This is a genomic window from Paenibacillus diazotrophicus, from assembly GCF_042610465.1.
Window position 1 is genome coordinate 33714 of sequence record NZ_JBGJZN010000009.1, and the last position, 14124, is coordinate 47837.

The window sequence follows — 14124 nt, forward strand, 5'->3', positions numbered from 1 at the left end:
AGATTACCTTTATGGATAGGATTAGTCGCAAACCTTATTCTCTACTCTGTGCGGCTGACATTGAGCGTCTGCCAGCAGACGTAGAACACGCATACCCACTTTCGGTTTGTCAGACATTCGTGTGCGACACGATATTACCACGTGATCGTATGCGAATTACATCGCATCATATGGATCTGTTCTTTGATATGACGAAACTAACAGAAGCTGTTCATTACTTGACGCGTTGTCATCCGATGTTGCGGACATTTTTCGATATAAGCAACTATAGTGAACCTCTGCAACTCGTGCATCGTGATGTCGATATTTCTATCTCGCTCGATAACATGCACGAGGGTTTGCCTTCCATACAAGAGATAGTTAATTTGATAGGAAATGAGGTCGTCACATGGAAGTGGCAGAATGCTCCGCTGTGGCGTATTCATGTTCAGTTATTCGATGTTAATAAGTGGACACTAAATCTGATCGAGACGTTTCTTGATCAGCAGAGCGTTCTGACACTGATGAATGAGCTGTGCAGGTACTATTGCATGTTGCTCGACGGTCAATCTTTGCCAGATTTTGCGCCTGTGATATCCTATCAAACATTTGTCGCCACAGAACGTAGCATGACAATATCTGCAAATGCTCAAGCATTTTGGAACGAAAATCGTCACCTGATGAGTGAGACCCTAGTGTTGAACAATTCTAATAAGTTATATGCACCTATTGGAGGTGCACTTCGAAAAGTAGAAATAACCATCCCAACCGAAACTCGCGATGCTCTGATAGACGCAGCACGAAAGAGCGGCACAAGTCTAGAGACGTTGTCATTCGTAGCACATTGTAAAGTGGTTAGTCTGTTAAGTGGTCAAGTGACGATTACGACTGGTATTTGCACAGACGCACGTTACTCATCAGACAATCAGCAGGCAGACATCGGAAACTATGTTCGAGTTCTATCGTTAGCGCTTACATTGGGTGCACAGGAGACATGGAATGATATCGCTTTAAGAGTTCATGAGGCGTTCGGTATACTACACGAACTCGAGAAGCACCCACTCGCAGGGTTGAATGATACTAAGAAGCTCTTCGATGTTGATTTTGCTTACACTGAATATGCTGATATGAGCTACTTGCTCAATAATAATGACGAAACGGTTATCTTTGAAGACAGCTACGATAACAATTCACTTATCGTACGATTCATTTCGGGTTCGAACATAGGCGGAATGAATGATCTTAAGTGTGTGATAGAGTATCGTGACGACCTGGTAACCAAGGAGCAGGTAATTGCTTTTGGCGGCTACTATTCTAGCGTACTTCAAGCTATGGGGAGAGACTTAACAACCGTTCACACAAGCCCACACTGGCTCTCCGATGAGAATGAACGGCTGTTGTATGAATGGAATGATACGGCTCGAGAGTTCCCCTTGAAGAACAATCTGTCGCAGCTCTTCGAGGAGCAGGCTCAGAGAACACCAGAGCGAATAGCAAGCATCAACAAAAACGAGCAGCTTACCTATCAGCAATTGAATGAACGCAGTAATCAGCTTGCACGGTATTTGCGAAAACTGGGAGTTGGACCCGAAGTTCTTGTCGGCATCTGCATGGAGCGTAGTAATCTAATGTTGATAGGATTATTAGGAATTCTCAAAGCAGGTGGAGGCTATGTTCCACTCGATCCCAAATATCCGAAGGCTCGACTTTATTTTATGCTGGATGATGCAAAGGTGGAAATAATACTAACCGACACCATCATTAGCGAGCAGCTTTCTTTCGAGGATAGGCGAGTGATTCGATTGGATGATGAGTGGACTCTTATCGACACGTTCGAGCGCAACAACATAGAGTGTCAGACAATATCAAGCAATGTGGCATATCTTGTTTTCACATCAGGCTCGACTGGTTTTCCGAAAGCTGCTGAGATTGAACATCGAAGTGTGATCGAGTTGATGTACTGGGCAAGAGATGAATTTGGTCTTGATACACTCTCTGGTGTACTGGCTTCGTCGTCGATCTGCTTTGATATGTCGATTTTCGAGTTGTATGTACCGTTGAGTTGGGGTGGCACAGTGATCATAGTAGACGATATTCTTCAACTTCGGTCCATTCAAGCGATTACAGAAGTATCGCTGTTAAGTACGGTACCCTCGGCACTTTGTACTCTCGCTGAATTAGGTTGGGTTTCGACCAATACGAGAGCAGCACTATTAGCGGGAGAGCCTCTATCTCGTCAGATAACAACGAGAATATTCGGTGCTACAAAGCTTGAAAAGATATGGAATGCCTATGGCTTATCTGAAGATACCACCTATACTACTGTATCACTGTTTAAGAGGGGATTCGAAGATCCAGTAACTATAGGACGACCTATCGCAAATCGTCAACTTTACGTACTTGATGAGTATCAGCAGAGGGTACCTATCGGTGTGGTTGGCGAGCTGTATGTCGCAGGAAACGGATTAGCACGTGGCTACATGAATCGACCGGATTTGACAGCGGAGCGCTTTCTGCCGAATCGTTTCAGTGCCAACACAAAAACACGAATGTACCGAACGGGTGATCTTGTGCGTTACCGGCCTGATGGTGAATTGGAGTATATTGGCCGAAAGGACCATCAGCTAAAACTTCGTGGGCATCGAATTGATCTTGGAGAAATCGAAATGACGCTTGCCGCTCACGCAGCTGTTGAACAGTGCGTAGTGGTATGTCGCGAAGACGGGGGCGATAAGCGATTGATTGCGTACGTGGTGATGAGAAATCACACCATCGACGTCTCACCTCTTCAGCTGAAGGAGCATCTCAGAGTGAAACTACCTGAGTGGATGGTGCCAGCTTCGATTGTGTGGCTCGCGAAGTTACCGACAACCTCTCATGGCAAACTGGATCGTCATGCATTACCGGCACCTGAGCGCTGTTCATGGCCCAGTCCCGACAGACATGACTGACTATGAGTATAGAATTATTCGTATCCCAAATTAGAACGTGAATATGGCATATAAAGATCTACTATTTCAAGCTGAGTAAAGAATTTATACCCGAAACAGTCACCTATATTCGCAAAAGAAACGTAGATGAACTTAGTCTGCCCATCAGAAGGGATACAGAACCAAAACTTTATGCAGTACAGAATTGCTCTCGGTAAGGAGCTGGGGGCAATTTATTTAATTTAATTAATCTGAATTTATTTTTTTATAGATCACTTTGATTGTTTTAAGTAGTTCTTCGTCTTGCTATGGCAAGAAAGACATAAAAAAAAACGAGAGTCATGCTCTCGTTTTTTATCAGGATTATTTGACAGACTCTACCAGGTCACTCAAACTAATTATTTTACTGCCTTTACTTTCATAATATTGTATCATTTCTGGAATTTTCTTTTTATCCCAACTGGTAATGCAATCTGATAAGACAGTAACTTCATAATTTGACTTAAGTAAATTATAACAAGTTGATTTAACACAAGCAGTAGCATCTGCTCCTGCAATGTATAACTCACTTATTTCATTAGTATTAATAAAGTTGGCAAATTCTTCACTGGTTAAAGCGTTCCCTTTATATTTTGTAAAAACATTTGTTGATACTATTTTCAAGTCTATAGCTAATTCAGAACCATATGTATTGGGCTTAAGAATCCTTGTGCCGGCTGATAAATTTTCATGTCTTATATAAATAACATGTATGTCATTACTAACTGCCCAGTCAATGGCGTTATTTATATTATCAATTATCTCCTTGTAATTCTTTGTTATATCATTTTGAATGTCTATTATTACTAAGGCTTTTACCATGGTAGTTCACTCCAATAATTTTTATTTACCTGTGAGCGACAGGCGCGCGTTGGTCATTGAAAATTCGGTTAGCAAAAAAGTTAATCGAATATATGATCCTATATTTAACAAATATATCATAAATTCACAGGGGTGACAAGCCTGGAATTGTAAATTTTTTACGGCACGAGAGTGCATGGGAAAAGTAGAATGTGACATTGCCGTGTTTCGCTTTTTCATTTGGTTTTAAGAAACACAGGCTATGCCTGTGGCAAGAGAACTTAAAGGACTGTAGACGGATAAAAATTCCCCTTTTGAATTTTGGGCAAGAGGATACTATGTGAGTACAGTAGAAACAAATGAAAAAACAATAAAAAAATATATTCAAGATTTGTACAATGCGCCTGGTTTTACTAGTATATCTGATTGATGACGAACCTTTTTCAAACGCTTAACAATGGCTTTTTCACAATGATCTGGCAATCAGAGACACTAACAGTGTTGATTTAACTGATTATCCTGAGACCAGAAATCCACCATTTTCCTCCTAACTCGTTGGCCAGTAAGGCCTCAATTCCTATCGCAGAAGTAGCGATCAATGTGTATTGCATACAATTCCTCATTATTACCATTTTTCAAAAACTAAGTTATGCTGATAAACAATTTACTGTAAGTATAGATTTCCCAATAAAAAAAGCGTTCATACCATATAAGTTTCCTTACAAGCTGCTTCACTGTGGCGCCTTCAGGGGCTCAGTCATATCTACACAAGCGCATGTCAACCCACAAACTTCTGATACTCTGAGTCTGAGTCCTGCTGCATGTAACTCTAATTGAGTTTCTTAACGACTGAATTGTAAATGTTCTGGCATGTCCAGTGTCTTTATCTTGGTACGAGTCAGCGATTGAAAGATAAACACACCATTTCATAGTTTTGATATCGTAGTTTTGATTTCTTAAGTACATGGGAGTTCAACTTCAAGATGGTAATTACGAATTAAAATATCATATATTACAATGTTATAAACTACCAAAAAAGTATATAAAATATCTAAAAAATGAGCTATAAATCTCTCGAATCAGCTTTTTGGGCGTTTATTTATCTCAAAGAACTACAAAACTTGCAATCTATGACAATAAGGTGTAAAATGACAAAAATGTAAAATTACATAAAAGATAAAATTTTTTACAATGGTAATATTCAATATATTAAGGAAATTATTTCAAAATAAAGAGAAGGGACAGGGACAATGATTCATGCATTGGCAGATGTACTGATAAAGTACTGAAGCGAAAGCGGTGGTCGCTCTAACATATTGTAGAGGCATTGCACCAGTGTTCTTCACCGTCATAGATTTGTAGGAAAGAATGGACTAACTGATGTTGGTTGACAACATCTTAACTGAAAACATAGCAATTTTAACCTATTTATATGGGGGATCATTCGAATGTTTGCTAACGAACAAAAATGGACTGATGGGCTGATGGAGGAAATTCCAAGTATTAATCGGACAATTTTGGACGCATTCGGACGCTACGCCTCCAGCCAGTCAACAATGTCTAAGCGATTCGAAGAGGGGATTATTTTACCTGATGGGCTTGTTGCATCCATTGACGAACTTATTGTGGTCGCTGCAATTCTGGGCTTGTTACTCAGTCCCGAAGGTCGGGTAAACATTGGGATACACACCGGTGGATCAGCAACTTGCCTTGAGGTCGACACAACGAAGCTACGTGATGCGGGTGACGCCCGCACATTCATTATTGAACTACGCCAGACCGCAGAACTATCAAGACATAATATCATGGTTCCCGTGGATATTGAGGTGACGGACGGGAAGAGTACTCCACCTGAAGAGTCACCGGTATGGTTGTTAGTTCAAGATGGTCGGTGTGTGCTATCTGTAAGGGGGGACTGCATCGAGTCGGACATGTTTGCACATTTGTGCAAAGTCACTGCCTTTGCATATGAGAGCGCCTTCAATCCTAGGGTGGTCCCTGCGGTGGACGCCCTACCTACACGTACTAAATATGAACTGCATCAGCGTAAGTCGATGGTCGAACGCATCTTCAGTCACAAACAAAAGAAACCATCGGATTTGGCGATCATAGATGATACGAGTGGTCAAACCTTGACCTACGACGAACTTTGGAATGCATCGGAAGCAGTGATGCAGCTGGTACACGAACAAGTAACCACCCATCAGTCATATCCCAGACTTGCCCTTTTCATGGAACGGGGTTGGAAACATCTAGTCTCCATAATCGCAGTCCAACGTATGGGTGGTACATGTGTGCTGATCGATTTGACGCATCCCGATGATCGGATACGAGATTTCCTGGACGAATCCAGGCCTGACGCCATAATTACTGTTGGCACAGCGACAGAAAGGGCACGTAGTCTAGTGGACTTTCCCGTGCTGGATTTTGACAATAGGATCATTCAGCAACCACAGATCAACTGGGAACGTGGAGAGTGGATCGAAACTGACAATGAAGTGTGCTTCATCGCCGGAACCTCCGGAACTACCGGACGGCCCAAGGCAGTCTGTCTATCCTATCGCGGGATGTCCACTACAGTTGACGCTATCATTGATGCTGCCAAGTTAGGAGAACACTCTAGAGGAACGTGGCTGTCATCGCCGGGATACGGGATGATCGAAGTGGATCCGCTACCAGTGCTATGTGCCGGCGGCACGGTCTGCATTCCTTCACCTGATGTCTTGCGGGATGTTCAGATGTTGGCACACTGGTTCACCGAGAACAATGTTACGCACACACTGGTTATGACATCAATCGCTGAAGCGCTCTGGGCTAATGGACTTCATACTGATTTACACACTATGTTAATCGCAGGTGAGCGGTGCAAGCAGTGGCCGAACGTTGAATACCGAGTGCTTAACGTCTATGGCTCTGCAGAAGCTGCTGTTGTCTCGATAGAGGATCTATCTGGTCCGCGGCGCACGTTGTTACCAACAGTTGGACGTGCGGTGCCTGGTGCAAACATGTACGTGGTTGATGGTGCCGGACAAGAGTTACCAGCGTGTTGCGTTGGGGAACTGATCATCACTGGTGAAACGCTGTCGATGGGTTATGTAGATTACAATCAGACTCAGAGATCTTTCCGTCCAAACACACTCGACGCTACTTCAACGTTGCAATACATTTCCGGAGATCGAGCGCGAATGAGGTTGGATGGAACCGTGGAGATTTTCGGCCGGTCAGACGCACTTGTGAAGATTCGCGGGCATAGGGTTGACTTAGCTGAAGTAGAGATCACTGCTCTCAAAGTTCCAGGCGTGGCAAAAGCTGCTGCCATTTGCTTCACTGATAATGCTGGGGCAATACTAGAACTTTTCATTGAGCCGGCTCCTAATACTATTGATGTCAAGGATGCGGTTCGTAAGTATCTTAGGGAACAATTGCATCCTGCCGCTCAACCTAGCCGGATTAATACGATAGAGTTACCGCTAGGACACAATGGCAAGGTGGACTACACTGCGTTACGAGCTTGTCCAGTCGAGCGAGATACAACATACACACCTTTTTTCCCGACTACAAAAACCGAGATTGCGTTGCGTGACTGCTGGTTGACTTGGACTAGATGTGATGAGGCAACTCTTGAGTCTGATTTCTTTCAATCTGGCGGAGATTCTTTGCGAGCTATGCGTATGATGGGGGAATTGACTTGCAAGTATGGAATTCACATTGAGATGAGCTCCTTTCTTGAAAACCCGGTATTTTCGAACCTTATACGTCTAGCTAACACCTCACATACTACCAATTTACCAGTATTTGAAAACCTGCCGGCTGATCAGCAATTAGAGCCCTTCGAGCTGAATGAAAATCAACAGGCTTTATGGATAGGTCGTGGCTCTGATTTCCAATATGGCGGTGTAGGTTGTCAAGGGTACTTCGAGTGGGAGGTGGAGGATCTGGATTGTGACCGGTTTGTCCGTGCGATAGGCATGCTGGTCGACCGCCACCCAACACTTCGAATGACAATTGATGATGCAGGTTGCCAAAGAGTAGGAACTGTCGATGGTAGGCAGGCAGTGGAGTTCATAGATCTAAGTCAGCTTTTACCGATCGAGATTAACAACGAGATTAACAAGATACGTTGCCGTATGGCAAACGATGAAATTGGGACAGCGAAATGGCCTCTATTTCGATTCGTTGTGAGCCGGATCAGTGCACAATCAAGCAGAATTCATTTCTGCATTGACTTGCTAATCGCCGATGCATGGTCGATCTTCCAAGTAATTATCCCTGATTTGATTGACCTGTATATTAAAGAAAACCCTGAATTACCGAGGATTCAGACCACATTCCAAGACTATGTCGTATATCGGTACAAAGTAAAGCAGAGTGCACAATACCGTGCTCACCGTGAGTACTGGTTACAAAAAATCCATGAGTTGCCGGCTGCCCCAAAGTTGCCGCAACTTGAACAAGGGGAGTCTACCTCATTAGTAAGGTTCGAAAGACATGAGGGAACACTTGGGAAGGAGTCTTGGGAACGTCTCAAAGCCCAAGCTCAAGAACGAAGAATCTCTCCCTCTGGGGTTGTAGCCTTGGTCTTGTGTGAAGTGTTGCGTTGCTGGAGCGAAGAAGATCAGTTTACCTTGAATTTCCCCATCTCAGATCGGATGCCGGTCAGTGATGACATTGATTTAGTGGTTGGGGATTTCACGAATACATTGCTTGTACCCTACGAAAATGCTATTGGCGATACGCTCCAAGTTCGTGGTCGGCGGTTACAGGATGCGATTTGGCAGGCACTTGACCATCGGCTGTTTACTGGGGTTGAGGTTTTGCGTGAGCTGTCTCGAATTCGCCGGACTGGGCGTGAGCCATTGATGCCAATAGTGTTGACCAGTCTTCTCGGGCATCCGGGTCGGCATGATGTTTCTCAGTTGGGTCGGGAGGTATTTGGGGTCTCACAGACTCCACAGGTGACGCTTGATGTCCAAATCCGAGAGTCAGAGGGCACGCTGTATTTCAAATGGGACTACCTCACGGGGGTCATTCGTCCTGATGTGATTGAGGCGATGTTTGACTCATTCTGTGGGTTGTTACAACAGCTTGCAGATGATCCCGAGATTTGGAAGCATACTTGGCTCGACCTTCGACCAGCGACACAGATCGCTGTACGAAACGCGGTCAACGCAACGCAAGAACTGGTTCCCCAAGTGCACTTGCGTGATCTTCTGCTAGAGCGCCTCGTAGGTTGTGCGAATGAAACAGCCGTCATTGATGCCCACGGCACATATACTTGGGGTGAGATCGGTCGTGCAGCTGCACATGTCAAAATGTTGGTTCAGCAGGTTTGTGACTCGAATGACCTGTTCGTTGGGATTCTGCTACCTAAAGGTGCCGTGCACTATGCAGCGATTTATGGTTGCTTGTTAGCTGGGGTTGGTTATGTCCCCATTGACATCGATCTATCGCTTGAGCGGGTACGGACGATGCTCGAACAAGCTAGCGTACGCATTGTGATTGCTCCACCGGATACTCCGGTGCCTACTGGTGTATACAAGATCGAACACGCGACTGCTAGTCTTGGCAGTTGGACTCAACAAAGTACGGATTTCATTATCGAACCTATTCGAGAAGACTATTCACCATATGTGATGTTCACCTCGGCTTCCACTGGCGAACCTATAGGCGTTGAGATTCCGGAAACTGCGGTGGTGAACTACATATTCGATGTTGTTGAGCATTTTGGTTTGAATGAATCCACCCGACATCTTGCTACATCAGCATTACACTCTGACATGTCAGTTTTCGATATTTTTGGTCCTTTAGTACATGGCGGTTCCGTCGTTGTACCTGAATATACCGCCGGTCCGGATCCTGAAACTTGGCTGCGACTACATCGTCAATATAAGGTGACATTTTGGGCATGTGTCTCCGCCGTCATGGAACTCATATGCTGCGTGGCTGAAGCAGAGACTAATGTACATCTAATAGAGTCTGTAACCAACATTGTTATGGCTGGTGACAGGATCCCGCTGTCGTTATTGCCACGAGCTCGAACTGTTTTCCCCTCTGCCCGGATATTCTCGTGTGGTGGCACAACTGAGACCACAAACTGGTCAGTGATCCATGAAATCGACGATAGCGAAGGTAGCATCTGTCGTTCAGTTATTTATGGCTCACCGATGAGGAATTCCAAATATCACATCCTCACCGAAGATTGGGTTGATCGCCCAGATTGGGTGCCTGGTGAAATACTGGTAGAAAGTGACATATCATTAGCACGTGGATACATAGGACAACCAGAACTTACGCAGCGTGCATTTGTTTGCCACCCTCGGACTGGACGCCGGATGTACCGGACAGGCGAATTGGGTCGCTACCTCCCCAATGGGAAGATAGAATTCCTTGGACGGATCGATAACCAGATCAAGCTCAAAGGGATCAGAATTAAGCTTGACGAGATAGAGAGCGTGGCTCAAACCTGCGCAGGGGTATTGCAAGCCTGTGCCTTTTCATTGCCCGGACCAGATGGGAGACCAGAGCAGATTGCACTGGCTTATATTGGGGAAGCCGATCTTGATCCCATTATCATCAAGGAACTCACACGCCGCTTACCTAGCTACATGGTACCAAAGACTATCCAGCAAGTACCGCAACTACCATTATCGAATAATGGCAAGGTGGATGTAAGGATATTGAGAGAAATACTATTAAGGAGGATTAATATGACAGAATTAAACAATAAGAGTCAACAAACCATTTTGCGACAGGTCGTACGTGTGATTTCCGACCAACTCTCCCAATCAGTAGTTCTACCAGAAGACAATTTTTTTGACTTGGGTGGCGACTCACTGGCTGCTATGAAGATCAAAAATGAATTGGAGGCCCAATTATCGACATCAGTTTCAATTGAAAGTATCATGCTGACTGAGACAATTGGTGAGTTCGCCAATGATCTTGTAGAAAGAATAGAGTCATGACCAAAAACCAATTAGATCAAGAATGGCTCGAAATCGTCACTGCATATCTGAATAGGCAAACGAAGCTACAAGAGTTGCAACAGAAGAGCGAGTTGCGCACGCAAGAAATATTGGGGTACGTTCAGGCACAATCCCCGTTTTACCGTGATCATCTGCGTACTAAGGTGGATTCTCCAAGTCAATTCAAGGTTCTCGACGGGGTCGCTTTCACTACTAAGAGTGATCTCCGTTCTGTTAATACTGCGGTCTGTTGTGTCCCGTTCGATGAAATTGCGACGTACTATGAGACAACGGGGACGACTGGGAAATCAACACCTTGTCCACGAGCACCCATTGATATTGAGACAAGTGGGGCTTACGTTCAGAATGCGGTGAAAGAGGTGTATCAGTCCACATTTGGTACGATGAGTGCTCTTACTGCGATCATGGGACCATCGGAGTTATACGCATTCGGGGATACCTATGGAGAGGTATGTCGGAATCTAGGTATTCCATTTGTACGATTATGGCCCGAGAGCCCGCGGGTAGGCCTTGAAAAAGCTGCTCAACTCATTACTGATCTTGGAGTCCGGTCACTAATCTGCTCACCTGCAGTGGCTCTTGCTCTCGCTCGTTTCTATAGGAGCCTTGGAATTGATCCGCAGAAGACCTCGGTGGGGCAGATCCTTGTACTTGGAGAGTTGTGCACACCTGAGATGCTTTCGAACATTTCTCGAGTCTGGGATGCGCATTGTACTCATGGTCTATATGGGTCGCAAGAGGTACATGCAGTTGCTACAGGCTGTTCAGAAGGGAATCTACATCTTTCCGAGACTAATTATATTGCAGAAATTATACCTAATAATGATGCTGATGGCGATGTGGGTGAACTGTGCCTTACGATGCTTGTGCCTGGTGCTAAGCCATTAATCCGATTTCGCACAGGCGATTTGGCTTGCATTTACCCGTCGAGTGTTTGCAAGTGTGGCAGTCAGTCCCGGTGCATACGGATCTTTGGTCGGGTTGACGATGTTATGACAATCGGTGGCCGCCAGATGTATCCTGCGTCAATTGAATCGGCTATTTTAAAGGCAGTCGATCAGGTTTGGGGATATCAAGTTAATGTAGGGGTTGCGAAAAATGGTACTGACGAATTAGAAATAGCGATGGTCTCCCAGGTCGGGAATCAGTCAGTTGATCAGATTGAAAAGCAGCTTGCGGGTGATTTTGGTGTCTCGGTTAGGTTGCAGTTGTCAAATCAGTTAGATCCGCAGACGGAGACAGGAGCCTATATCTCATGGAAACACGCCCGAATCCGAGATTGGAGGCTAACACCATGATCAAGCAAGATTCGAAAAGCTCATGGGTCATCGAGCGATGTGTGGTTCCTGGTGCTGAGCAGGTAGCGCATGTACGACGGCGTGTACTAGGTTTGTACCCTCGACCGGCCTTGTTCGAGACGGGTGCTGGTTTTCAAGCTGTTGATGGATCACAAACAATGTTTATGGTCGATTTACTGTTTGAGATCAAGCTAGTGGATGGCAATTGGCATGTGTACGGCAGCGGACCCTTTGAGATGAAAATCACTGAATGTAGAGCAGTGGTGAGTGACGACACTAAGCCCTTGTTGGAACGCCTGCGGCATGTGACGCAAATTCTCGCGTTGCCAGAGGGTTACCCGCTCGTGCTGGTCATGGCCTATAGCGCAGCTCGTTTTGTTGAACATTTACCGGGGATGGCTATCGAGAAGGGTGAACCGGAGGTGATATTGCGCGTCTACAGATACGTCGTACGCTACAATGGTGCTGAAAGTGAGGCCGAAATTGATGTTTTGAAGACCAGACAAGATGAGGTCACAGACATCGCAAATTTAGTCGCAGCACTTATTGATCCCAGAAAGGATCCATCTCCGAGTGGCCCCTGGGATTCGGGAGTCCTGCGGGATTTGACGGATCGGAGTGCATTCTGCGCAATGGTTAATCGGGCCAAAGAACATATACATGCTGGTGATATCTACCAAGTGCAATTATGTCGGCGTGCAGTATCGAGTACTACGATTCCTCCAGTGGACCTCTATGAACGACTTGCGTCAACTAATCCGGCTCCCTATATGTATTACTTGGACCTTGGAGACCGGCATATAGTGTCATCCAGCCCAGAGTTAATGCTCCGTAGTGGCGATGGTGTCGTTCAGGTTCGCCCCATTGCGGGAACAATGGCGCAGGAAGATCAGCGTGGCAATCGCCTGGACTGCATTCCCAAGGAGGTGGCCGAGCATCTGATGCTTGTGGATCTGGCGCGCAATGACTTAGCGCGTTGTGCTATTCCAGGAGGTGTGCACGTATCCTCGTTTATGCAGTTGGATGCCTATGGTCCGCTTTTTCATTTAGTCTCGACTGTTGAAACCCCGGTCCGCGCGAATTGCGACATCTGGGACTTGATTGCAGCAAATTTTCCTGCGGGGACAATGACGGGTGCACCCAAGGTTCGTGCGATGGAGATCATCGCCGATCTCGAAGAGACGGCGCGCGGGGTGTATACTGGGTGTTCTGGGTATATTACGGGGAAAGATAATGGTGTGCTCGCCCTGACCATCCGAACGATCGTCGGCGACTCGGGTCACTACGTGTTGCAGGCTGCTGCGGGTATTGTAGCTGACTCACAGGCATCGGCTGAATGGGACGAGGCGGGTGCGAAGATACAGTCTTTTGCCAGAGCGATAGGAGGGGCACATGAGAATATTATTGATAGATGCCTTTGATAGCTTTGTATACGTCATTGCACAGTATTACGAGAAGGTAGGCGCACAAACGAAAGTGGTACGTGTGAATGATGATCCAATTAATCAGTACCAGCTATGGAAGCCTCAACTCCTTGTCTTGGGGCCAGGTCCAGGAACACCGCAGGAACATGGTTATCCAGAAATAATCCGTGCAGCAGGTGAACATCAGGCTATGTTCGGTGTCTGTTTGGGTCACCAAGCCATTGGGGAGTTTTTCGGCTGGAAGCTCATACATGCACCTACTATCGAACACGGCAAGAAAGCGCAGGTGCAGCACGATGGACAAGGTATCTTTTGTAACGTCCCATCACCTGTCGCTGTAGTTCGGTACCACTCTCTGGCTATCGCTGATCCCGGTACGGGAAACGAACTAGTTACTTCCGCCATTGCTGAAGGAGATAGCGTGGTAATGGGAGTGCGTCATCGTACAAGACCAATTGAAGGTGTGCAGTTTCATCCCGAGAGCATCGGAACGGAGCACGGGATCACAATGATACGAAACTCACTGGCACTGGCTGGCCACAGGCTCCAGACGGTGGATCTGATCTGAATCATGTAAATACCTCATATTGAAATGAAATGATGCAAGCAAATGAAATGATACATACATCCAAAAACGAAATGATTAGTGGAGTGCGATGGAAGGCACTAA

At 45.7% G+C, this 14124-nt stretch carries 6 protein-coding genes; 5 read left to right on the forward strand and 1 reads right to left on the reverse strand.

The features are described from left to right. Positions 1-11: 11 nt before the first annotated feature. The gene (locus ACAN54_RS26320) at positions 12-2930 is read left to right on the forward strand and encodes a non-ribosomal peptide synthetase (RefSeq protein ID WP_379162632.1); all 2919 of its coding nucleotides are present in this window, start codon (positions 12-14) and stop codon (positions 2928-2930) included. A gap of 342 nt (positions 2931-3272) precedes the next feature. On the opposite strand, the gene ACAN54_RS26325 is transcribed toward ACAN54_RS26320, so the two are convergent. After that, a complete protein-coding gene (locus ACAN54_RS26325; protein WP_379162635.1) occupies positions 3273-3770 on the reverse strand; it encodes a cysteine hydrolase family protein in 498 nt (165 codons plus the stop codon). A gap of 1427 nt (positions 3771-5197) precedes the next feature. Here ACAN54_RS26325 and ACAN54_RS26330 point away from each other — a divergent pair. Genes ACAN54_RS26330 through ACAN54_RS26345 form a run of 4 tightly spaced genes read left to right on the forward strand, consistent with a single transcriptional unit; the run spans position 5198 to position 14022 of the window. Continuing rightward, positions 5198-10711 carry an AMP-binding protein gene (locus ACAN54_RS26330; RefSeq protein ID WP_379162638.1) on the forward strand — a complete coding sequence of 1838 codons (5514 nt, stop codon included), beginning with the start codon at positions 5198-5200 and terminating at the stop codon, positions 10709-10711. After that, complete coding sequence (locus ACAN54_RS26335; protein ID WP_379162641.1) at positions 10708-12030, forward strand: phenylacetate--CoA ligase family protein; 1323 nt, start codon at positions 10708-10710, stop codon at positions 12028-12030. Before ACAN54_RS26330 ends, ACAN54_RS26335 begins: the two co-directional genes overlap by 4 nt. After that, positions 12027-13451, forward strand: a complete 1425-nt coding sequence (locus tag ACAN54_RS26340; protein WP_379162644.1) for an anthranilate synthase component I family protein — start codon at positions 12027-12029, stop codon at positions 13449-13451. Before ACAN54_RS26335 ends, ACAN54_RS26340 begins: the two co-directional genes overlap by 4 nt. Further along, positions 13423-14022 (forward strand): anthranilate synthase component II, encoded by a 600-nt coding sequence (locus tag ACAN54_RS26345; RefSeq protein ID WP_379162647.1) that lies wholly within the window; start codon positions 13423-13425, stop codon positions 14020-14022. Before ACAN54_RS26340 ends, ACAN54_RS26345 begins: the two co-directional genes overlap by 29 nt. The last annotated feature ends 102 nt before the right edge of the window (positions 14023-14124 follow it).